Annotated in this window: 18 protein-coding genes and 1 pseudogene; 5 read left to right on the forward strand and 14 right to left on the reverse strand. The window is 53.5% G+C overall.

What is annotated here, in order from left to right; genetic code table 11:
• Positions 1 to 12 precede the first annotated feature (12 nt).
• Complete coding sequence (locus KSY55_RS07870; protein ID WP_217749553.1) at positions 13 to 1,416, reverse strand: esterase family protein; 1,404 nt, start codon at positions 1,414 to 1,416, stop codon at positions 13 to 15.
• A gap of 51 nt (positions 1,417 to 1,467) precedes the next feature.
• Here KSY55_RS07870 and KSY55_RS07875 point away from each other — a divergent pair, with 51 nt between their 5' ends.
• From KSY55_RS07875 to fetB, 3 genes are all read left to right on the forward strand, one after another.
• On the forward strand, positions 1,468 to 1,698 hold the full coding sequence (locus tag KSY55_RS07875) for a hypothetical protein (protein ID WP_217752274.1): 231 nt from the start codon (positions 1,468 to 1,470) through the stop codon (positions 1,696 to 1,698).
• Between the two features lie 172 nt (positions 1,699 to 1,870).
• Positions 1,871 to 2,668 carry an ATP-binding cassette domain-containing protein gene (locus tag KSY55_RS07880; protein ID WP_217749554.1) on the forward strand — a complete coding sequence of 266 codons (798 nt, stop codon included), beginning with the start codon at positions 1,871 to 1,873 and terminating at the stop codon, positions 2,666 to 2,668.
• Positions 2,665 to 3,453 (forward strand): iron export ABC transporter permease subunit FetB, encoded by a 789-nt coding sequence (gene fetB, locus KSY55_RS07885; RefSeq protein ID WP_118233300.1) that lies wholly within the window; start codon positions 2,665 to 2,667, stop codon positions 3,451 to 3,453. Before KSY55_RS07880 ends, fetB begins: the two co-directional genes overlap by 4 nt.
• A 144-nt stretch (positions 3,454 to 3,597) precedes the next feature.
• On the opposite strand, the gene KSY55_RS07890 is transcribed toward fetB, so the two are convergent.
• The 12 genes from KSY55_RS07890 to KSY55_RS07945 form a co-directional block, all read right to left on the reverse strand.
• Positions 3,598 to 5,619, reverse strand: coding sequence for a DEAD/DEAH box helicase (locus KSY55_RS07890; RefSeq protein WP_254881856.1), 2,022 nt, complete (start codon positions 5,617 to 5,619; stop codon positions 3,598 to 3,600).
• 157 nt (positions 5,620 to 5,776) lie between these two features.
• Positions 5,777 to 6,487 carry an SDR family NAD(P)-dependent oxidoreductase gene (locus KSY55_RS07895; protein WP_034880661.1) on the reverse strand — a complete coding sequence of 237 codons (711 nt, stop codon included), beginning with the start codon at positions 6,485 to 6,487 and terminating at the stop codon, positions 5,777 to 5,779.
• A 396-nt stretch (positions 6,488 to 6,883) separates the two neighbouring features.
• Positions 6,884 to 8,173 carry a uracil-xanthine permease family protein gene (locus KSY55_RS07900; RefSeq protein WP_118233299.1) on the reverse strand — a complete coding sequence of 430 codons (1,290 nt, stop codon included), beginning with the start codon at positions 8,171 to 8,173 and terminating at the stop codon, positions 6,884 to 6,886.
• A gap of 160 nt (positions 8,174 to 8,333) precedes the next feature.
• Positions 8,334 to 9,146: a histidine phosphatase family protein gene (locus KSY55_RS07905; protein WP_118233298.1), complete on the reverse strand. Its 813-nt coding sequence runs from the start codon at positions 9,144 to 9,146 to the stop codon at positions 8,334 to 8,336.
• Positions 9,147 to 9,360: 214 nt separating this feature from the next.
• The gene (locus KSY55_RS07910; RefSeq protein ID WP_217749555.1) at positions 9,361 to 10,107 is read right to left on the reverse strand and encodes a helix-turn-helix domain-containing protein; all 747 of its coding nucleotides are present in this window, start codon (positions 10,105 to 10,107) and stop codon (positions 9,361 to 9,363) included.
• Positions 10,108 to 10,134: 27 nt separating this feature from the next.
• On the reverse strand, positions 10,135 to 13,317 hold the full coding sequence (locus tag KSY55_RS07915; protein ID WP_217749556.1) for an HsdR family type I site-specific deoxyribonuclease: 3,183 nt from the start codon (positions 13,315 to 13,317) through the stop codon (positions 10,135 to 10,137).
• Positions 13,304 to 13,678 (reverse strand): hypothetical protein, encoded by a 375-nt coding sequence (locus KSY55_RS09135; protein WP_254882628.1) that lies wholly within the window; start codon positions 13,676 to 13,678, stop codon positions 13,304 to 13,306. The genes KSY55_RS07915 and KSY55_RS09135 overlap by 14 nt, the downstream gene beginning before the upstream one ends.
• A gap of 250 nt (positions 13,679 to 13,928) precedes the next feature.
• Positions 13,929 to 14,417 carry an NADAR family protein gene (locus KSY55_RS07925; protein WP_217749557.1) on the reverse strand — a complete coding sequence of 163 codons (489 nt, stop codon included), beginning with the start codon at positions 14,415 to 14,417 and terminating at the stop codon, positions 13,929 to 13,931.
• Positions 14,414 to 14,830, reverse strand: a complete 417-nt coding sequence (locus tag KSY55_RS07930) for a hypothetical protein (RefSeq protein ID WP_217749558.1) — start codon at positions 14,828 to 14,830, stop codon at positions 14,414 to 14,416. Before KSY55_RS07930 ends, KSY55_RS07925 begins: the two co-directional genes overlap by 4 nt.
• A 12-nt stretch (positions 14,831 to 14,842) precedes the next feature.
• Entirely contained in the window at positions 14,843 to 15,490 is a 648-nt protein-coding gene (locus KSY55_RS07935; protein ID WP_217749559.1) for a DUF3990 domain-containing protein, read from the reverse strand.
• A gap of 8 nt (positions 15,491 to 15,498) precedes the next feature.
• Positions 15,499 to 16,668 (reverse strand): restriction endonuclease subunit S, encoded by a 1,170-nt coding sequence (locus KSY55_RS07940; protein ID WP_217753811.1) that lies wholly within the window; start codon positions 16,666 to 16,668, stop codon positions 15,499 to 15,501.
• Positions 16,669 to 16,670: 2 nt separating this feature from the next.
• Positions 16,671 to 19,232 (reverse strand): type I restriction-modification system subunit M, encoded by a 2,562-nt coding sequence (locus KSY55_RS07945; protein WP_217749561.1) that lies wholly within the window; start codon positions 19,230 to 19,232, stop codon positions 16,671 to 16,673.
• Between the two features lie 99 nt (positions 19,233 to 19,331).
• On the opposite strand from KSY55_RS07945, the pseudogene KSY55_RS07950 reads away from it, so the two are divergent.
• Positions 19,332 to 19,919: pseudogene (locus KSY55_RS07950) on the forward strand (restriction endonuclease subunit S); the annotation flags it as partial.
• Positions 19,862 to 20,788 (forward strand): site-specific integrase, encoded by a 927-nt coding sequence (locus tag KSY55_RS07955; RefSeq protein WP_217749562.1) that lies wholly within the window; start codon positions 19,862 to 19,864, stop codon positions 20,786 to 20,788. The pseudogene KSY55_RS07950 and the gene KSY55_RS07955, both read left to right, overlap by 58 nt.
• 135 nt (positions 20,789 to 20,923) lie before the next feature.
• Here KSY55_RS07955 and KSY55_RS07960 read toward each other — a convergent pair whose 3' ends face one another.
• Positions 20,924 to 21,760 carry a sulfite exporter TauE/SafE family protein gene (locus KSY55_RS07960; RefSeq protein ID WP_217749563.1) on the reverse strand — a complete coding sequence of 279 codons (837 nt, stop codon included), beginning with the start codon at positions 21,758 to 21,760 and terminating at the stop codon, positions 20,924 to 20,926.
• Positions 21,761 to 21,855: the final 95 nt, after the last annotated feature.

The following is a 21,855-nucleotide window of genomic DNA, read 5'->3' on the forward strand; positions in this document are numbered from 1 at the left end:
CCGTTCGATGATTCAGATTGAAATGCGTTTGAGATTCGGATAGTCGACCAATTTCGGCTTGGCATCGCTCAGTCCCGTGTTGCAGCCGAATACGGCAAGTCCGTACCGCAACGTGTCTTGCACGGCATGCCAGTCATGCGCATTGTCAAGCGATTCGACTGCCGTAACATGCATGCCCGCCTGTTGAGCAACCGGTGCGATGCGTTCGACATTGCGCACGGACTCGCGATCACGCTCCCCTGCGCCGATAACAAGCGTCTGGTTCGAAGGCGCATGGTTGCGAATGGCGTTGATGGGGATCTGCTTCTCGTATGCGGTGCGATCGCCGTGGAAGAACCGGCTGATCATACTGCTTTCACTGCCATTGGTCGGTTTGAGCTCGCTGCCGGTGGGAATGATGGTACCGAACAAATCCGGATGGTTCGCACCGATCTGCAGCGAACATGTGGCCCCCTGTGAAAAACCTGCGATCGCCCAGTCCTGCGCTTGCTGTGCCGCCGGAAGATTGGCTTTCACCCAGTCGACCACGTCTTTCGTCAAGTAGGTCAACGCATTGCCGTACACCGGCGAATCCACGCATAGGGTGTTATGCGAATCGTCTCCCAACTGGTCGGCCGCAATAACAATGGGTGCGAGTCCGCCATGATGCTGCGCATAATCGTCCATCATGGTTTGAATGCCGCCCGCGGCAAACACGCGACCCGGAGAGCCCGGCTGGCCGCTCATCATCAGTATGACCGGCAACGCCGGCTTGTGTTTGGCTGTGGCAAGCGCTGCAGGCGGCAGATATACCAGCGCCTTTCGCGCTTCGAAATGCGATGCTGTGGCTGGAATATTTACTTTCCTGACTTCGCCATGTGCGGGAATATTGCTGACGCTACCGTCTGCTTTTTCCTGCTTCCATTGCGTGACGCTAATCAAATCGCTGCGTTTCGCCATTCCCGTCAGGTCGGCTTCACGATAGGTGTCTTGGCCGAACAGTGATCCGATGGTGGCATATTCTCCATACGCCTGATCGATGCCGGTGGCGGCGGAAAGCACCGCGAATACCGTCAATACAACGGCGACGGCACGCAACACTCCCCTATGCGGCACCGCATAGCAAATCGCGAATCCAATGATCGCGCAACCGCAACCGGCCCATGCGACCACATGCGGCCCCAGCTCAACACCGAACACCACAAACACGTCCGACAGCAACCAGGCAATCACCAATCCGGCAATGCCTGCAATAATCGCAATCACTACCGGACACACGACTACGGCAAACGTGCGTTTGCCACCGTCACGACTTCCGGCAACCGTCTCCCATATTGCAGTACCCAGCAGTATCGCCGCCAGCACTGCGGTTACTGAAAACAACGTTGCCGGAAACCAGCCATCCACCAAACTTATGTTCATCAACCATGCACGCATGCTCACTTCTTGCTTTCATATTCTTCGTTTCCAATGTGCCAGTTGTAGTCCATGAAACGTTGGCACGACCTCATCCTTGAGGCTGATTTTCCTTGGAATATCGACGAAAAATACTGTGAGCAAGCTGAATGGATGATGCTCTTAGGCAGCGTTCTCATCTTTGCCGATCATGCCTTGAACGCACGTTCCAATACCCGCCATACGCATGGAACGGACCCCACGTCGGGATCGCCTTCGACCAACAGCGCATTGGGAAGCATCAGTCATGCCGGATCGGTTTGATACTCTGACTGCGGCACGGTTTCCTCCGATCGCGCTTCCTTGCGCATGTTCCCTGTACATGTTCCTTGTACAGCAGACGCAATATTCCCATGCAATGTGATTCCAGCTAAGAAGACACTACGAAACGCGTCCAATGCATCCGACCGGCAGCCAAGCGGTATGGTGTTGCATTATGCAGTATGTTTTTTCGGCGTCGAATGTTTCCTGTGTCGTGCCGGTCGACGGTGAACAACGCACGATTTTCAGCGGATTATCCGTTGATGTGAAGCATGGTGAGATTGTGGATTTGGTCGGCCCTTCCGGATCGGGCAAGAGTAGTCTGCTTACCGCTTTCGCACGATTGAATCCGAATGCGAACGGCAATTTTCAGCTTGAAGGGCGCCCTGCCAGCGAATTCACACCGCAGCAGTGGCGTAGTCAGGTGGCGTATTTGCCGCAGAAGCCGGTATTGATCGGTTCGAGTGTGGCCGAGGCGATTCGTTTACCGTTCACATTGGCTATCCGTGCGGGCGAAGGCAAGCAAGGATTCGGCAGGAAATGGTCGGCCGGTAAGTCTCTCAAACCCACAGATCTACTGCCGGATGCTCGCATTCGAGCCACGCTTGACGCCATTGGCTGCGCGGATATTGATTTGGGGCGTGCTCCGCATGACTTGTCTGGAGGCCAGGCCGCCCGTGTGAGTTTGGCGCGCACCTTGCTTACTTCGCCGAAAGTGCTGCTTGCCGATGAGGTTGATGCCGGTTTGGATGATGAGAACGCCGATAAGGTGGCATCCATCATGGCTCAGGCCGCAGAGCAGGGCATGGCGGTGATTCGTATTCGCCATCGCCCGCCGGATGGGCGTGCCAAGCGCATTCTCACACTGGCCAATGGCGTATTGCAGAGTGCGAATGCTCCGCACACCGCAGCAACCAATGATTCCAATGATTTCGCGGCACAGTCCGATTCGGTGCAAGGAGTGCAGGCATGAGCGGCAATTATTATTCCATTGATATTTGGGGTCTGCTTATCGCATTGGTTATGGTCGCCGTGGCCGCAGGCATTTCCGAAGCGATGCGCATGGGCATTGGCAAGACACTGCTCTGGTCGGCGTGCCGTGCGTTGCTGCAATTGTGCGCCATGGGTTTCATTATGGAGTTCGTCATCAAGTCGAACAATCCATGGCTGGTGCTGTTGCTGGTGATGTTCATGCTGATCGCGGCCGTGCAAATCACCCTGTCTCGTGCCAAGGGCGTACCGAAAGGCTTGGCCGGTCCCGTGTTTTTGAGCTTGGTCATCACCATGCTCATTATGATTTCGCTGGTCACCGAATTGATCATTCGCCCGCAACCATGGTATGCGCCGCAATTGGTGGTACCGTTGACCGGCATGCTGCTCGGCAATACCGTGTCCGCTTTGGCGGTTGGGTTGAGTCGGTTCTTCGAAAGCATGAAGGAACGCCGTGACGAAGTGGATACGCTGCTGGCGTTGGGTGCGACCGCTTGGGAGGCCGCGCGCCCGTCCATCGTCTCGTCGATTCGTTTGGGTTTGCTGCCGACTACCGCCTCGCTGGCTTCCAGCGGCATTGTGACGGTGCCTGGCATGATGGCCGGTCAGATCATCGCCGGCGGCAATCCTATCGATGCGGCAAAATACCAGTTCCTGATTCTCGCCGCCATCGCAGCGTTGACGCTTCTAGCTGACAGTCTCATCATGGTGATGACGTACCGTAAGTGCTTCACTGCAGACGATCAATACAATCCGGTCGCAGGCTGAACAACTTTTCATATAGCCAAGCAATTAATTAATAGACGATCAGATTTAATAGAAAACGGCGTTCGCCAAGTGTTCATATACCTTGGCGGACGCCGTTCTCTATTATCTACCAGCTGCGCAAGCTTTGATTTTGCTTTTCAGCGATCAACGCGTGCGGAATGGCGCTTTCCTGATGTTCGCATGGCGATGGCGCGACTGCCCTGCATGCTTGTCGTGACGTTCGCCACGGCCGCCACGCTTGACTTCCGTATGACGGTCATAGCGTTTCGCATCCGAGGAACGCTCGTCATGCTTCCTGCCTTTGGACCGACGATTATCGTCATATTGACGTTCGGTACGGGCTTCAGACTTGCGCTGCTTCTTGCTTGGCGCACCCTGCTTTTTCGCAAGCTGTCCGGACTTCTTCTTTCCCAGTTTCCTGCGATTGTCGGTATTGCCGTAATCGCCGTCGTTCCTACGCTTGTTCGTCGTTTCGCGCTGTTCGTTGTCGCTGCGCTGCTGCTCATGCAGGCGCGCATACTTTTCACGACGCTTGTTGTTGCGCTTTTCCTCGTGCTGTTCGCGGCGTTCCTCTTGAATTTCAGGATGTTCCCAACGATGTTCACGCGCTTCGAATTCACGATTGTCACGACCTTCGAACTTGGCGGCACGGCGTTCCGCACGGTTCTTCTTCGGCTCGAACTTCTTCGCGCTGTCGTTACGCTCCTCACGCTGGTCGCGATCGCGACGATCCTTACGTTCGGACTTAAACGGCTTACCACCCTTGTCTTTGCCGCGATCCTTGTTACGCCCGCCGGAACGGTTCGACCTGCCGGAACGTTCGCCGTCGGCACTCCCCTTGCCGTTCTTCCTACGGCGCGGATTTCCTGCCGGCTGCGACTGCTCAAGCGTCCAGCCGAACACCGGCTCGGCCACTTCGCCTACGAGTTCCAACACTTCCGGCGAATCAGGGGTCACATCGATCGGTTCGACCGTCAGTCCGGCCTCACGCATCATGCGACGGGTCCTGCGGCGCTGGTTCGGCAGAATGATGGTCACCACGTCACCGGAATGGCCGGCTCGCGCGGTTCGTCCGGAACGATGCAGGAAGGATTTCGGATCTTCCGGCGGTTCGACCTGCACCACGAGTTCCACACCGGAAACGTCGATGCCTCGCGCGGCCACATCGGTGGCCACCATAACGTTCACATCGCCGGAGTTGAAGGCGGCCAGATTGCGGTCACGCTGGTTCTGGCTCAGATTGCCGTGCAATTCGGCCGCAGGAATGCCGTTCTGCGTTAAATCCTTGGCAAGCTTCTGCGTCTGGAATTTGGTACGGGTGAACAGAATGCGACGGCCCTTGCCGGAAGCGAGGGTGCGCACCAGCTCGTGACGGTTGCCCTGCGTGGTTTTGAACACATGGTGGGTCATCTCGTCAACGGTCGCCGTCGCGGAATCGACGCTATGCACCTTCGGATCAGACAGGAAGGTTTCCACCACTTCGTCCACGCCATGGTCGAGCGTGGCGGAGAACAGCATGATCTGCGCGTCGAACGAAATCTGGCCGAGCAGTCGCTTGACTGGCGGGAGGAAGCCCATATCGGCCATTTCGTCGGCCTCATCAATAACCGCTACCTCAACCTTGTCCAAGGTGAGCGCGCCCTGTTCGATCAAATCCTCAAGACGACCCGGGCAGGCCACCACAATATCGGCACCGGCCTGAAGGTCACGGATCTGGCGGGCATAACGCACACCGCCGTACACGGTGGTGGTGTTGATGCCGTAGATCTGGGCGAGCGGCATGAGCACATCGTTGATCTGGTTGGCGAGCTCACGGGTCGGAGCAAGCACCAGACCACGTGGATGCGGCACGAAATCGTCGGCACGACGTTCCTCGGCATGGGCCTGCTTCACACGATTGACCTCGTGGCGGAACTGGCTCATGTTCTCATACTCGCCGGCATCCACTTCGCCCAAGCGAGCGACCAGCGGAATCGAAAATGCCAGCGTCTTGCCGGATCCAGTGCGACCACGGCCAAGAATGTCTCGCCCAGCCAACGAATCGGGAAGCGTGTCGGCCTGAATCGGGAAAGCGGTTTTCTTGTCATCGGCCGCAAGCACGCGGACCAGCGGACCAGGAACGCCAAGTTCGGCGAACGTCAACGGACGTTCCTCTTCCTCGCCCATCGCTTCGGAAGCGGCTGCGAGGGTATCTTCATCAAAAACGGTATCGGGCACAATGGCCTTTCATGTCAAATATTACGCACGTTGCGCAAACCTGATAACTGTAGCCTATGCCCAATACTTTTGCTTACGTTCCTTCAATCCTTCATATCCGTTATATTCACGCCGGATTGCGGTTGATTTCGATATCGGTGACGGTCAGATTCGCTTTGTTGACCAGATTGAACAGAATCACTTCGGCCAGCTGATCCGCACGCATGAAGGTATGCTGCTTTTCTTCTGAAACGTAGTCATGGCTGTCACGGTAGAACGGGGTGTCGATGCCACCCGGATAGACACCCACGATTTTCACACTGGTCCCCTTGTATGCGGCCTGCAAACTCTTGGTGTAGCCCTTCTCGCCCCACTTGGTGGCACAGTACACGGATTCGTTGGGGTTGCCTCGCGTTGCCGCGGTAGACATGATGTTGGCGATTTTGAGATCCCGCTCGCCGTCCGCCTTCAGGGTTTCCACGCTCCACAGCACCATGCCTTTCAGACCTTTCAGGCACTTGTCCACATCGGCCGCCTCGTATGCGGTCGGCACTTTGAACGAAGGCTGCCCGGCATTGTTGATCAGCAAATCGATATGACCGATTTTCGCGATTGCGGCAACAGAGTTCTTCACGAACGATTCGTCGGAAATATCGCCCACAAAAGCTCTGTATTCGTCGGCAGCAAAAGTCTTCGACAACTCCGCCTGACGTACGCCATTGAAATCAATACCGGCAACGAACCATCCCTTGGCGATCAGCTGTCGAGCCAGCTCATATCCCAATCCAAGCGCGGAACCGGTGACGATGGCGATTTTCTTTCCGTCTGCGGTACTCATATGATGAACTCCTTCATTCAAAAATGGACACAACCCCTTTTGCATCATCATACCCATTCAACCCCACATGAAGTCAGACGATTGACGTTTTCTTCTGTGTTACATTCCGCAATCTGCTGATCTCTTCATTACATCTGGTTTCAACACCGTTTTCAGCGAGTCCACATATTTCGTATCCCCATGAGCCATAGACCCGTACAACCAAATTTCAGAGATGCCCTATCGATGAAGACTCCGACGTATGCTTTCATCTTGAAACTTCTCAATAATCGTCATATCCTCATCGCATCTCTAATGCCTTGCACACGCGAAAGCTACACAGGCGTACGCAAAAGGCCCTTCCGAAACAGGGAACGTTTGGGAAGGGCCTTCAGAGCGATGCAAACGATTATTGCATCACAGGATGTCGGGATCGTTCTTGTCGATCGTGCCGGTGGCCTTGCCGATGGCCTTCAGGCCGTGGTAGGCGATAAGGATCACTATGGTGCCGATGGCGATGCCGTTGAAGGAAATGCCATTGAAAGCGAACGCGAACTGTCCGATGGCAATGATCATGGTGATTGCGGCAACCATGATGTTCAGCGGCTTGTCGAAGTTGACCTTGTTCTCAACCCAAATACGAATACCGACCATGCCGATCATGCCGTACAGCAGGGTGGTCACGCCACCGAGCACGCCAGCCGGAATCGTGTTGATGATGGCACCGAACTTCGGGCACAGGCTCAACAGTAGTGCGAAGCCAGCCGCGCACCAGTAGGCTGCGGTGGAATACACCTTGGTGGCTGCCATCACACCGATGTTCTCACCGTACGTGGTGGTGCCGGAGCCGCCGCCGAAACCGGCGATGGTGGTGCCAAGACCGTCGGCGAACAGGGCGGTGCCGATCTGGTCATCGTAGTCGCGGCCGGTCATCTGGGAAACGGACTTGACGTGGCCGACGTTTTCGGCAACGAGCACGAGCACCACCGGAACGAACATCGGCAGAATCGTGAAGTCAACCTGCGGCAGGTGGAAAGTCGGCAGACCAACCCAAGCGGCATCGCCGATGGCGGAGAAGTCAACCTGACCACGAATGCAAGCGTATGCGTAACCGATGATCACACCGATCAGAATGTTGAGTCGGCCAATCAGACCCTTGAACAGCACTGCGACCAGCAGCACGGCAACTAAAGTCACGATGGCGGTGTCGGGAGCGACCTTGAAGTTGTTCCACACGCTCGGAGCCAAGTTGAAACCGATGATGGCCACAATGGCACCGTTGACAACCGGCGGCATGATGATGTCGATCCACTTGGCACCCGCGAAGTGCACGAGTACACCGATCAGAGCCAGCAGCAAACCAGTGACGAGAATGCCGAAGGATGCGACGGCGATGCCCTTGTTCGCCGTGGTGACGGCGGTGATCGGGGCAATGAAGCCGAAGGACGAACCCAAGTAGCTCGGCAGCACGTTCTTGTTGATCAGCAGGAACAGTGCGGTCGACATGGCCGTAAAGAACAGGGTGGCGGACGGGTCGAAACCAGTCAGAATCGGCACCAGGAACGTGGCACCAAACATGGCGATGACGTGCTGCGCACCGATTTCGGCGGTGCGCGGCCAAGTCAGGCGCTCGTCAGGCTCAACGACTTCGCCCGGCTTCAGCGTCTTGCCGTCACCGTGGACCTGCCACGTGAACAGATTGGACATGCGATTGTCTCCTTAACTCTCTTGCGCGGCAAGCAAAAACGCGCCGCGTGCCATAGCCATTGTAGTGGGGCGTGGACACGGGCGCGTTTCGTACGCAAGATGGGGGCATCAATCGTCGATATCGGCCAATCCGATCATGCAATCAACAGACCGACACACATCACAGGTGACGGTCAACCGCATGAACAACGTCCACCAAATCGCCATTCGACAGCACTGGACGCTTGAATTCACGCCAATCTTCGACCTTCACCACCCAACGACCTTCTGTATCGTCGAACACCGGACGGGCGGTCTGTTCCCAACGGAAACGCTTATGCGTACGCCCGGTCGCCGGATCACGGCGCGAATAATGGAAGCACGTACAATTAGTGATCTTCCATTCGTCGGACGCCGCACGGTGCATGAATTCCTCGTCGGACAAGTCCTCCAAAGTGAGCATAAGCGCCAGCATGAGGTCACCGTGACTGACCATCACTACGGATTCCGCGTCCGACTTGCGGTTCAAGGACGTGAGCAGATTATGCACGCGATTTTCGGCCACATCGGCGATTGATTCGCCCGCCGGCGGACGCCAATACAGCGGATCAGTGTTCTTGAACATCCAGTTACGCGCGTAATTGGTTTTGAAATCGTCTTTCGTGATGGTGTTGATCTCACCCCAGGAGCGTTCGCGCAGCACGCGTGTCTCCTCCCATTTCGCCTTAGGCAGAGCCATCGTGGCAGCCGTCTCACGCGTGCGCACGTACGGCGAGACGAGGTAACGGTCGAACAACGGCTGCTGTGAGACCAGCCAGCGGCCGATGCAGTCCGCCTGCTTGCGGCCGGTGGCCGTAAGCCTCCACGAACGGTCGGGCACGGTGACGTTGTCCTGCGTATACAGCGAGTTGTCACCCTGTTCACCGGCACTGATAATCACGTTCGCTTCGGATTCGCCATGTCGAATCACATACAAATCAAGGGGCATTCCCATATTCGTTTATTCCTTTGCTTTCATCCACATCCTGCGCGCGTTTCCGTTCTGCCGTTCATTCGGCCGGCGCGCATCATCATTGAATGCTTTCACCGTAGTCGATTCGAACGTATGCCACACGCGAAACCACATCGATTTCACGATTGGCACAACCGAAGTTCGAGATGTCGTTACGTCTGGTTCACCGCATCGCCCGCGACACGCCGGAACGCTACTACTCTGGCCAGATGCCGTTCTGTGAGTACTTGGCACGGTATTCCCCCGGTGTCATACCGCTATGTTTTTTGAAGACTTTCGTGAAATGGCTTTGCGACCGGTATGCGAGGATCTGCGCGATCTCATTGAAGCTGTATTCCGAGTATTTGAGCATGTTTTCGGCGGCTTCCATGCGTTTGTCGGTGATATATTGCGATATCGCTGTGCCCGTCTCCCGTTTGAACAGTTCCGACAGATACGTGGGATTCAAATGCACGTGCTGTGCCAGAATCGCGACAGTGATTTTCTCATGCAGATGGTAGTGGATGTAGTCCATGCATTCGTTGACGGCTTTGGAATGGGTGTCGGTTTTCTGCATGTCGGCCATGGCCCAGGTGAAGAAGGTCATCATGTCGGTATGCAGTCGGCGCACGTCTTCCGGGGTCTTGCAATTGTCAAGATCCTGAATGTACAGGTCGGAAGCGTTGTAGGCGTCTTCCTCATCCATGCCACCTTCGATGGCGAAGCGTGTGGCCAAGGTGATGGTAGTGACGAAACGGTATTTTGCGTTTTTCAGAGAATCGTCCGACAGATGGCCGTATAGTCCGGAATCCCACAGTTTCGCGCTTTCCGAAATGGCATTGATGTCGCCGGAGCGCATCATGTCATACTGCTTCATTTCCTCAACGTAGCGATGGTGGCGTACCCGATCCTCACGCGAAAGAAAGTCCAGATACCCCAGTTTTGCTTCGTCAACAACCGCCATGCTTCTCCCCTGTTTTACTACCGTCCGTTATTTGCGATCGTCCAGATCGAATCCTCCTTCAAGGATAAAGCTTTTCAGCAACTTGGTGGCGAGAAGATTCGCAGTGAATTGGGTGACAGAGCTATCCGGCTTGCTGAAGAACGCCTTTGCCAAAGGCTTGTTGATGGACGCTTTCAACTGGTCGAACCGACCGAATTCGTTCAACGTCGCTTCGGTAAGATCAAGCCGCATCATCTCGTTGAGCAAAGCTCCATCCACGCCAAACGCCTTGGTGATTTGCTCCACTTGGCTGTTTTTGGCGCTGTTCGCGTAATACGTGATGTAGTCGCGCAGCGTCTTACCTTCCTCCAACTCGATTTCGCCACGTTCCACATCATGCATGAACAGTTCGGCATACCGTTGCTCCTCCTGACTGAGCGAAGCGAACGACTTATGCAGCTCCTCCTCAGCTGATATCAACAAAGCTGGATCTCCTACGCCAAGTGCCTTGAGCCATTTGGCGAAATTAGCGTTCATGTAATCCGTATCAATCAATCCTGTATCTATCTCAGTGATATGACCGTCAAGTTCATATGGCGCTTCCGGACCGTTGACAGAACCTTCGCCGCTGCTGAACATTTCCTTATATCGCTGTACAAGAATCAGATATGTCCGTTCATCAAGCTTCGGCCGCACAACTTCCACGGATCCATCGTCATGGGTGATGAGGTATTCCCGCTGCCCCCAAGTGAATCCTTGCACTTGGGCGGATTCCAAGAAATCATTGAGTTCCACGAACAGTTTCGCGAGCTTACGGCACGCCTCCACCGATTCCGGCAGTCGCATGAAATCCTCTACGCCCCCGGCACGGAACACGGAAGAGATCTCTTCGAAACGCGCATCCATCAAACGCACGTTTTCCGGCAGTTTCTGCACGAACAAATCAAGCGGCTTATCTCCGGAATACAGTTTCACCGCCGCTTCGATATACCCTTTCATGGTATGCGGCTTGCGGTAGTAGCGAATTGTTCCGAAAGGCTTGTCGGGGCCGAACAACCGGTTCGTGCGGCTAAACGCCTGGATAATGTTCTCGTAGTCGATGATCTTGTCGAGATACAGCGTGTTGACCCACTTGGAGTCGAAACCGGTCAGCATCTGGTCGACCACGATCAGCAGATCCAGCCGCTCCTCACGGTGCTGGTCGACCGTCAGATACGGACGCTTGTGAGAAAGCCGCGCGGTGACGTCCTTCTTCATCTTCGGCCATGTGGGGATGATGAAATCCTTGCCGAACAGTTCGTTGTAATCACCGATGATTTCCTTAAGCGCATCCTCCTTGAGGATTGCACCATTGGAGTTATCGACATTGGGATCAAACAGCGCGGTCACATGCATCTGCGGAGCACGCTTCTTGAACAGATGGTAATAGCTGATCGCCTCGGGAATGGAACTCGTGGCCAGCATCGCATGGAATTTGTTGCCTCTGCTCAACAATGGGAATTGGTCGAGAATGTCCTCCACGACCTTGCCCTCATGAGGCGTATCCTGCGCGTACTGCGCCGGGGCCAGATAGTCCTCAATGCCTTTGATGTGTTCTCCGGCCTGCGTTTCCATAGGTCCCATCGGCATTTGCCTCGGATCCATGTAATGGTAGAACACTTCGGCTTTCGCCGGATCCGCCTGGGCTTCCTCAACCGTCGCCGCTTTCGCCTTCTGCAACGCGACAGCCTGACGAACATCCTTGTCTCGGTAGGTCAACACCATGTACGGGTCGAATCCGAGCACATTGCCATCGCGGATACCGTCAGCGATGCTGTAACGGTGGAGACAATCACCAAACACCATTGATGTGGTCGAGCCCTTCTTGCGGTTCTCCTCATGGATTGGAGTGCCTGTGAAACCGAAATACAGCGCGTTCGGGAAGGAATGGCGAATATCCTGCAGCATCTCACCGAATGTGGAACGATGGCATTCGTCAATGATGAATACGATGCGTTTGCCGGCGAGCTTTTTCACTTCCTCTTCGGTGATATGCCCCTCGCCTGCTTTGATGTTGCTCATTTTCTGGATGGAAGTGACGATGAGTGCGTCTTTGGGGTCGATGCTTGCCAGTTTCGATTTGAGCACGTCCGTGTTTTCCGTACCCTGCACGTCATCGGCATCATCCGCAAACGACCGGTATTCCAGCAGTGACTGCGTGCCCAATTCGACACGGTCCATAAGAAAGACCACTTTATCGGCGTCTTTTGAGCCGGCAATGAGTTGCGCCGCCTTGAAACTGGTCATGGTTTTGCCCGAGCCGGTGGTATGCCACACATAACCGCCCGGGCGGCCCGGCGTGCCGCTTGGCACCGGCTCATCCCATTTGCAGGTGCGCACACGGTCGGAAATGGCGTTTACCGCCTGGTATTGGTAGCTGCGTAGCACTTTGAGACATCCGTCCGCGGAATCGGCGACCGTATAGAACCCGATGAGCTGATGTGCCATGGGGATAGATAGCAGGTCCGATGCGAAACGTTTCCACTCGTCCTGCCCGACATGTTTATTCGCCGCTATGGGCTCGTTGTTGAAGTCAGCCCAGTGGAAGAAGTAGTTGCTATTGAAATCGCCTTCACCGGGATTGGCGAAGTACAAGGCATCATCCGGATTCATGGCCACGAAGACCTGCACGAGTCTGAACAGCCCGGTGAACACGCCTTCATGCGCGTATTTGGCGATTTGATTGGTGGCCTGGCTTACGGGAATGCCGCTTTTCTTCAGTTCTATATGGATGACCGGCATTCCGTTGATAAGCAGGCAAACGTCTCCCCTGCGATCGTTCAACATCTTATTTTTAGCTGGATAAATAGGCTGTCTTGCGATTTGGTAGCGGCTTTGCCCCGCTGCGATTTCCTGCCGATCGTAGATCTTCAGGCTGATTTCCTTACCGTAATGAGCCTCATCCTTGGGATTATCACGTTTGATGGATACGGTTTTACCATTAATGAAGGAATTCAGCGCCAATGGTGTGCGTAACGTTTCGATCTGTTCGAGGATCTGCGCCATCTCACCTTTGGTAAGGCGCTGCCCATTCAATCGATCGATGCCTTTGTTATTGTCGAACAGGATACTGGCCCAATTGTCGATAAGGTCCTGTTCAGTTGGATATTCCAACACGCCATCGGTCCATCCATGGCGCTTCAGCACCGCGACCAGATCGTCTTCGAAATCCGATTCTTTATCGTAGAACATGTTTCATCTCCCCGAATGCACCGTCACTTTCTGAGCCCAATCTTACGAGCGCAGCCCCTAACATCCAAGAAGCAACACCACAATACTTACGCTGATGAAGGGTGATGAGGCAATCTAAGGATTGCAAATACTCTACGATGAAATCCTGCTCCGCCACCGTTGGAACCATGATCGGCATTTCCAAGAAAGTATTTACGTGTATCCTCTTTGCCTTCCTACTGCCATCGGCAGCAGAACCATGTTTAAGATAGAACCCCTCTTGTACCGCGGTGAAAAACATGAAGTGTGGATTCATCTCAACTAGATCAAAAGCAGGTAAATCAGCCGTAGACTCGTATCCGTCAAGTTTTTCTGGAATCACGCCAAACGCTGAATTTAAAAAATCTAACTTACTGTAAATAAACTGCCCTTTGTGACGGATGAAATACTGGGTATGCTCACTGCCTCCGAAATCATTTTTCTCAATGACGCCTTTACCCCATAGCTTGACGGTCAGCTTTCTTGAGTTCAGCCCCGTATTGCCTTTAACCCTACTTTCGCTCAGGAAGTCTCCAACCTTACGCTGTTCCCAAGCGGGGACAATGAGAGCCCGAAAAACAGCCGTATTACCGTCAATCTATACGGCTGAGCTTCCTTCTTGTGAGCATTAGAGCGTATCCGAGCAGGTTCCGGCCACGCCATTGCCTCGGATTGAACCTAGCTAGGTCATGCATCGACAGGCCGATGCCCCAGATGCGGTCTTTGACGGCGCATTCCGCCAGCAGCGCGGTGCCGGTTACCTCAAGCCGTGCCCCGAGTTCGGCGTTCTGGCTGAATTTGGCAAGTAATCCTTCATAGACCTCGATTTGGCGAACGCCGTTCCACACGTGATCGTCATAACCGGCCACCAGTCGACCAAGGCATTTAATCTCGGCCACGTCATCGGTTTCGAGGATTCGCGCGGCTATTTCGGCATCGTTAAAACAGCATGCCTTGCGGTACATCATGTACTGTTCCATTGAGGAAAACTCAACATCATCCACAACGAAGCGCGATGGATACCAGTTGCTCAGGTACCCGTTCTCCTCATCGGGATTATGGAAGCAGATGATGTCCGTCATTCTTCGCTGACTTTCCGCACCGCAAGTTCCAGATCGAGATCATGAAGTCCGAAATAGGCTTTCTTCAGGAAGTCCAACGGCACCCTGGTGATCACTTCAGAACTGGGAATACCGTAGAACCATTGGTAGTAGGCATAGAACTCACCGATCCAATCGGGCATGAACCCTTTAAACGCCTTGCCGTCCTTCAATTGGTAATGCTCGGTCTCGGTGAAATACTTCCACAGCTCTTCCGCATCCATCGTATTGACGTAGGCTTTGGCTTCATCAATGCTTTTGCGTGTTTTGCTCGTCATATACGTGGCGATGAAATCCTCCGTGCTCTTGTTAGGGAACGACTGCGCCACGTAGTCGAAAAGCTTGCCCTGGCTTTCCACCACATCATCCCGATAGACTTCCGGATATGCCCGCATGGTTTTCACTCCCTAGAGCAACGTGCTGAACACGTTGGTCACCGTATTGACATCGGAATCGATAAGATCACGCATGTTCTGCCGCGCCTCAACATCCCTCTGATTGTATTTGTCGTTGAATTCGCTGTAGTTGACGGAAAGCAAGCCCTCATTGACTTCGCGCAGTTGCCCATATGCCTTTTCGCTCTTGATGCAATATTGGATGCCCAATCCGCCAAGTGACAGCAGTTCCTCCAAGATATCGACGTCCACATTATCTCGAACGAATTCTTTAGCGATGTAGAAGTACGAGGCGTTCGCACGCCAGCCTTTGATGATGTCATAACCGCTGGTATCGATGCCGTATTGGGCGATGAATTTTGCGGCAAGCACGCGATAACGCTTGGAATCGGCGGCATCACGATGTTTCATCAGCTCGGCCAGCCAGGCAAGCACGCTATGCTCCTGAAAATCCAGGATGCTCAGCCCATTCGTGTTCAGTTCGTACTGGTGGACCCAGCCATTGGACTCATCCGGCCTGCACACGGCCCATTCCTTGGCGAGCTCGACACTTTTAGTCAGATAAAAACCACGACCGTAATCGTGCTTGTCATTGCCCAAACCGTACTCGGGGGTCACGGATTCGTATGGGGAACCGTGAAATAACGTGATTGTTGCCATGAACACCCCTATACGAACATCTTGTCAAGCATGGATTTCTTAATATTCCGCAGTAATTCGAGCTTACGCTGATGAAGGGTGATGAGCGAGTCCAGACGGTCAAAGAACGCGCCGATTCGACGCTGCTCGCCAATGTCTGGAACTAGAACTTCGGTTTCATTTATTGCCCGCTTTGAAAGACTTGGAAGCCCCGTCGACTCATCCTTGCTTTTCCAATCAACGTTCAGAAAAGAACACAAAAGAAAATTAATATCTAAGGAAGCCTCAGGAATGGCATAAAATAACGTATCTACCGTCCAGAAAGGTGCCCGCAGTCTATACGGTTTGTCGATAGTTCCTTTTCGCCCTATGCCAATTGCATCTTCATCATACGAAAGAGCCTTAGAAACAGATGTCATGTAACCACCTGTTCCGTATACTGGAATTGGTCCTTCCGCCAGATGCTTATAGTCTCTGCCGCTGCAAACATTGGCAACTTCACCTAGCTTACGCTGTTCCCAAGGGTCAGCGAAACCAGCGAAACGAATCTCCGGATACAGGGAACCCCCTTTAGGGAACATCTTGTCGAGCATGGATTTTTTCAGCACGCAGAGCTTGTCATACTTACGCTGATGAAGGGTGATGAGCGAGTCCAGACGGTCGAAGAACCCACCGATTCGACGCTGCTCGGCGATGCATGGACGATCAAAAAACACATTCGCAATATCCTCATTGTGAATATGCACAACAGATTTGCCTTGGGCTCTTTTTGCTAAATCGAAATGCGGCTTTCCATAAGATAATTCCAAAGCAAGAAAAACCGGATTAACAACAGCTGAAGGCGTTATGATATTTAGGTCTCCGCCCAGAATAATTCCAGGTTTTTCAACGACTGACGCAATGGATATGTCCTCCGCCGTTTCCCCAGATGCAGGAACAATAACCTCTCCGCCTTCGGTGTACACAGAATTTTCAAGAGGGTCTACGAAAGTATCGACGGAATGTATCTGAGTTTCGTAATTTGTGTACAACCTACCATACAAAATAATCGGAGTGCCTTGATCTCTCAAATTGTTCTTCGAATACCCATATCCCTTAGAGAAAGAACACAGTTCCCCCAGCTTACGCTGTTCCCAAGGGTCAGTGAAACCAGCGAAACGAATCTGCGGAACTAGTGTTTTTCCATGCTGTTCGACCATAATTATTCACCCCCGAGCAGTGATTTGAGCTCTTCCAAGCCCGCCAGATCGCGGGCATTGCCGGTCAAATCGCCAAGCATTCCGGCCAATTCCTTCTCCGCTTCATCGATTTGGCCGCATACGTCGGCATATGTGGTGGCGTACTTGTTCTTCAACGCGTTCACTTTGCCAATGAATTCGTCGATCACCGCATTCGGCAGTTCTTCCAGCTGCTTCTGCAATGGCGTAATCCACTTGGCTTCCAGCAACCTTCTGGCTTCGTCATCACTCAACGTCTTGATCGCGTCGCAGGTCTTATCCTCTAGCGCGTTTCGCTTGGTCTTGATGTCGGACTTCAGCTTCTTCGCCTCATCAAACAGCTTCTGGGCCTGCACCAAGCCACGCTCGAAATCGGAAGCCGGATTCTTGCCGATCGCCTTGACCGCTTTCTTCAGCTCGGCGGCAACGAAGGCCTCACCGTCCTGGTTGATCGCATCACTGTTCTGCTTGTCATCCTCATCGAAACCTTCCAAGATGGTTTCAATCTCGGAATCGATGTCCTGCACACGGCGTTCGTCCGTCTCGATTGCAGCCAAATCATCGTGCAGCAGCTCGCGCTGGACCAGGTCGAACGGCAGAACGCGGCCAATCCAGCCATCTTGCACTTCCACATCCTTGCCGGCCTTCTTCTTGACGACCATGTTCGGATCCACTGCTCTTACCGCATCGAAACCTTCGGAACCTAACACTTCCAGATCAATGGAGATGCCGTTCCATGCGTCATCAAGATTCTGATAAACATCATACGGGTCGACCAGCGCGGTATTGGCAATCATCGCATCCAATTCCCTACCAATGGCCGCTTCTTGGGCGAGCGCATCCACTTGTTCGGGATGCTCGACCAAACGGAAGCGCAGGTCGGAAGGCAGGTCGGAAATAGCCCGCTCATAGGCGGCGACGAACGTCTTCACATCGGAATTGTTGCGAACCACGGCGGCGATGTCATCATGATCGCAGGCATAGCAAGCGCCATCATCGCGGAACAGTTCAGCCTTCAAACTCGGCCAAGCGTTCCAATATTCCTTGAACTGCTCAACCTCGTTCTTCGGAACGCCACCAAACATCGAAGCGTACACATCCCACGTTTCCGCATCCTCGGATGAATCGACATAACGCGGAATGTTGAGGTTGTAATCATTGGCGCGAATCTCATCGATGGACACCAGACGGCTGAACTTGGGTACCGTGCGATTGTTCGACACCACATCGACAATGCGTTTGATATCAGAAGCCTGTAGCTTGTTGTTCTTGCCGTCCTTGATGAAATGCTTCGACGCATCAACGATGAGCACCCTGTCATCATCGCGTTTTTTGCGCAACACCATCACGATGGTGGGGATACCCGTACCAAAGAAAATATTCGCAGGTAGACCAATAATCGCCTGAATATGACGGTTCTCGATCAGATTCTTACGAATCTGACCTTCCTCGCCGCCGCGGAACAGCACCCCATGCGGCAGAACGATGGTCATAATGCCATCGGCACGCAGATGGTACAAGTCGTGGAGCAGGAAAGCATAATCCGCCTTGGACTTCGGGGCCATGCCATAGCTGAAACGCGGATCGATCTCCTTGTCAGTGGAATCCCAATTCTGCGAATAGGGTGGGTTGGAGACCACCGCATCCACGAACAGCGGATTGTACGTTTCCTCCTTGTTCTCCAACGTGTCGAACCACGGCCAGTCGTCCTCCAGGGTGTCGCCGTTGCGGGCAACGATGTTGTCGGGAAGAATGCCACGCATCACCAGATTCATACGCGTGAGGTTGTAAGTGTTCTCCTTGAGCTCCTGCGCGTAATACATGATGGAATCCGGATTGCCGTTTCGTCGAGCCACAGCTTGGCCAATATGAATCAGTAAGGAACCAGAGCCGGATGTCGGGTCGTAGATCTTGATCTGCTCGCGCCCCTGCAAATGCCAGGCGACGATTTCGCTCATCAGCTGGGAAACCTCAGAAGGTGTGTAGAATTCGCCGGCCTTCTTCCCCGCATTGGCGGCGAAATTGCTGATGAGATATTCGTAGATGAAGCCAAGAACGTCATAATCCTGACGACCATCCATCGGAATGTCTTTAATGAGGTAAATCAAATCTCTCGCGGCCTTGGACTGGCTTCTTGCATCGGTACCGAGCTTGGAAAGTCCGGTCTGTAGAGTGTCGAAAATACCGTCGAATACTTTCTTGTGTGCCGGATTGATGTTGCGGGAGAACGCCGAAAGCGCATCACGTACGTTGGAAATCTCGAAATCGTTACCTTGTTTAATCCATGTGGAAAACAGGTTGTCATAGGCGATGAAGTAGCCGCACTCACCCTGCACGAATTCCACAATGTCCGGATTGTCCTCCGTGAGCTGCGGAAGGTCGTTCTCAGTGAAGTCGCTGGCTCTCAAGCGCATCAGTTCGGTTTCCGAAAGGAATTTGTAGAAGATGAAGCCAAGAATGTAATCCTTGTATTCGTTCGCTTCGATCTTGGAACGCATCTTATTGGCAGATTCCCAAATCTTCGAAGCGAGCTGCTGCTTATTCATCTATCCCTCCTCATTGCGGTACCGGCAAACCAATGCACGGCTCCACGAGTGACTGCACATCTTCCATAAGAATACCGCGCCCCCGCTTGGGAACAGCGTAAGCTGGGAGAACTGACCGAAAGCTATTCAGGAGGCACACCCGCTGCCGGCGAATCTGAGTTTTACGGTGGGTCTATTCCTTTTATCAGGTCCGCTGAAATTGCATCTAAATCGACTGAGCTTTTTCTGACGGGGAAAGGATATGAATCATCTTCTGCAAGAATGGTCAAACCCGGTGATGTGTTGTATGCATTGTATGGAGCGACAAGTGGCGAAGTGGCTGTATCGAAGCAAAAAGGCGCCATCAACCAGGCTATTCTCGCCATACTTCCTCATGACGATTGTGACGCAAGATATCTCGCTGCCTGGCTGAGGAGACGAAAAGATTACATTGTCACGACCTTTTTGCAAGGTGGTCAGGGGAACCTATCGGGAGTGATAGTTAAGAACCTTGAAGTGGCCATCCCGTCCTTACCTGAGCAACAAAGAATCGGCTCTTGTCTGAGTCTCCTAGACTCGCTCATCACCCTTCATCAGCGTAAGTATGATGGCTGCACCTTATCCCTATCTTTTTTAGAAAGGTGCACACTATGCAGGAAAACATCACCGCGGAATCGCTATTCTGCGACTACTACGCCCAGTGGGTGAAAACGTATAAGGAAGGTGCCATCAGAGACGTGACCATGGATAAATATCGGCTCACACAATCTTGGCTCGGCAAACTCATCCCTGAACTAAGACTTGCCGATATGGATCGCACCGCCTATCAGCAGCTCATTAACGGTTACGCGCAGCATCATGAGCGCCAGACCACCATGGATTTTCATCACCAGATCAAAGGCGCCATTCTCGACGCCGTTGATGAAGGACTCATTCCCCGTGATCCGACACGCAAAGTTATCATCAAAGGCAAGCAGCCACGCATCAAAAAAATGAAGTATCTCAACCAATTCGAGCTGCACGCTATGCTCGCCGATCTTGATCTTGGCGCTGAGGCAAGTTGGGATTGGCTCATCCTCCTCATCGCGAAAACCGGACTCCGATTCTCCGAAGCGCTTGGACTCACGCCCGACGACTTCGATTTCACCCACCAAACGCTTTCCGTCAGCAAAACCTGGGATTACAAAAACGGCGGCGGTTTTGTACCCACGAAAAACGAATCTTCCGTACGCAAAGTGCAGCTTGACTGGCAGCTCATCATGCAGCTTTCCGGATTACTCAAGAATCTTCCGCATGACAAGCCCATCTTCGTGCACGGCAAAATCTATAACTCCACAGCCAACGGCGTACTCGCCAGACACTGCAAGAACGTGGATGCGCCGGTCATTTCCATCCACGGATTGCGGCATACGCACGCATCACTACTGCTGTTCGCCGGCGTATCAATCGCCAGCGTGTCGCGCCGCCTCGGCCACGCCAGCATGACCACAACACAGGAAACCTATCTGCATGTCATTCGCGAATTGGAAAACAAGGATGTGGATATTGTAATGCGAGCACTGTCGACGCTTATCTGACACGATGCTGTTTTGCGAGATGCCGATGGACGGCTCGCAGGTCCTTCAATCGCAAAGTATCTAGAAAAAGAAGTCCGCTGGAGAAATCGGTTCTTCCAGCGGGACTTCACATCGCGAATCAATGTACAGCGCATGTCACAAGTAGGTGCTCCATCCGAGCTTGACGGCTAGGATGATGCCGGTGAGCACGGCGGCGGCGCGCATGATGTTTTCAGGAATATGCCGGGTGACAGGTGGGGCGATTGCACTGCCGATGATACATCTGAGGCACATCATGATGGCGAACGGCCAATACACGGATCCACGAATGATGAACATGATTGCGGCGGAAATGTTCGCACCGAAACCGACCACCGTTTTCAACGCATTAATCTGATGGAACGGACCGATCTTACCCAAGTCGAGAATCGCCAAGGCAAGCGTGCCTGCTGCGGCGCCGAAATATCCGGAATAAATGCCGACAAAACTTACGCCAAGCCACAACCACCATGGGTCATGCAGTTTGCCATCATCAGTTTTGTTGGCGATTTTCGCAGCTCGTTCGCCTTGCTGCGATTGAGGAAGCGCTTGTGCGACGGCATCTCGCGCAGCAGCCTTTTTCCGAGGATTGATAGCGATGATCAACGCGCTGAACAGGATCAGCGGCGGCACCGCGCATTCGAACACTTCTGCCGGCAGTTCCAGCAGCAACAGCCCGCCGATAATGCCGCCAACCAATCCGATAAGCGCATAGATGATCACACGGGCGCGCTGCCCTTTTAGCTCCTTGCGCGCGGAAAGCAATCCTCCAATGCCGGTTCCGCATACACCCACCGTGTTCGTGGTGTTCGAGAGCACTGGCGGAATGCCGAACGCCAACAGTGCCGGGTATGAGATCAATGACGAAGCGCCAACGGCATACCCTACGAATCCTGCGCCGATACCGGCAACGAGAACCAGTAGCAGCGTGGTGATGGACACTCCGGCAATCATGGCATTCCTTTCGTATCTCGGCTCACACTCGGCTCATATGCAACAAGAGCCAAGTCTATCGGCTTGGCTCTTGTGGTTCAGAAAGTGTTCAGAAC

The organism is Bifidobacterium sp. MSK.13.1, assembly GCF_019131435.1.
GTDB classification, from domain to species: Bacteria; Actinomycetota; Actinomycetes; order Actinomycetales; family Bifidobacteriaceae; genus Bifidobacterium; species Bifidobacterium pseudocatenulatum.

Excerpts from the sequence above, each read along its gene's own strand:
- KSY55_RS07870 (WP_217749553.1), bottom strand. The coding sequence starts at position 1,416 with ATGCGTGCATGGTTGATGAACATAAGTTTGGTGGATGGCTGGTTTCCG.
- KSY55_RS07875 (WP_217752274.1), top strand. The coding sequence starts at position 1,468 with ATGAAACGTTGGCACGACCTCATCCTTGAGGCTGATTTTCCTTGGAAT.
- KSY55_RS07880 (WP_217749554.1), top strand. The coding sequence starts at position 1,871 with ATGCAGTATGTTTTTTCGGCGTCGAATGTTTCCTGTGTCGTGCCGGTC.
- fetB (WP_118233300.1), top strand. The coding sequence starts at position 2,665 with ATGAGCGGCAATTATTATTCCATTGATATTTGGGGTCTGCTTATCGCA.
- KSY55_RS07890 (WP_254881856.1), bottom strand. The coding sequence starts at position 5,619 with ATGGGCGAGGAAGAGGAACGTCCGTTGACGTTCGCCGAACTTGGCGTT.
- KSY55_RS07895 (WP_034880661.1), bottom strand. The coding sequence starts at position 6,487 with ATGAGTACCGCAGACGGAAAGAAAATCGCCATCGTCACCGGTTCCGCG.
- KSY55_RS07900 (WP_118233299.1), bottom strand. The coding sequence starts at position 8,173 with ATGTCCAATCTGTTCACGTGGCAGGTCCACGGTGACGGCAAGACGCTG.
- KSY55_RS07905 (WP_118233298.1), bottom strand. The coding sequence starts at position 9,146 with ATGGGAATGCCCCTTGATTTGTATGTGATTCGACATGGCGAATCCGAA.
- KSY55_RS07910 (WP_217749555.1), bottom strand. The coding sequence starts at position 10,107 with ATGGCGGTTGTTGACGAAGCAAAACTGGGGTATCTGGACTTTCTTTCG.
- KSY55_RS07915 (WP_217749556.1), bottom strand. The coding sequence starts at position 13,317 with ATGTTCTACGATAAAGAATCGGATTTCGAAGACGATCTGGTCGCGGTG.
- KSY55_RS07925 (WP_217749557.1), bottom strand. The coding sequence starts at position 14,417 with ATGACGGACATCATCTGCTTCCATAATCCCGATGAGGAGAACGGGTAC.
- KSY55_RS07930 (WP_217749558.1), bottom strand. The coding sequence starts at position 14,830 with ATGCGGGCATATCCGGAAGTCTATCGGGATGATGTGGTGGAAAGCCAG.
- KSY55_RS07935 (WP_217749559.1), bottom strand. The coding sequence starts at position 15,490 with ATGGCAACAATCACGTTATTTCACGGTTCCCCATACGAATCCGTGACC.
- KSY55_RS07940 (WP_217753811.1), bottom strand. The coding sequence starts at position 16,668 with ATGGTCGAACAGCATGGAAAAACACTAGTTCCGCAGATTCGTTTCGCT.
- KSY55_RS07945 (WP_217749561.1), bottom strand. The coding sequence starts at position 19,232 with ATGAATAAGCAGCAGCTCGCTTCGAAGATTTGGGAATCTGCCAATAAG.
- KSY55_RS07955 (WP_217749562.1), top strand. The coding sequence starts at position 19,862 with ATGCAGGAAAACATCACCGCGGAATCGCTATTCTGCGACTACTACGCC.
- KSY55_RS07960 (WP_217749563.1), bottom strand. The coding sequence starts at position 21,760 with ATGATTGCCGGAGTGTCCATCACCACGCTGCTACTGGTTCTCGTTGCC.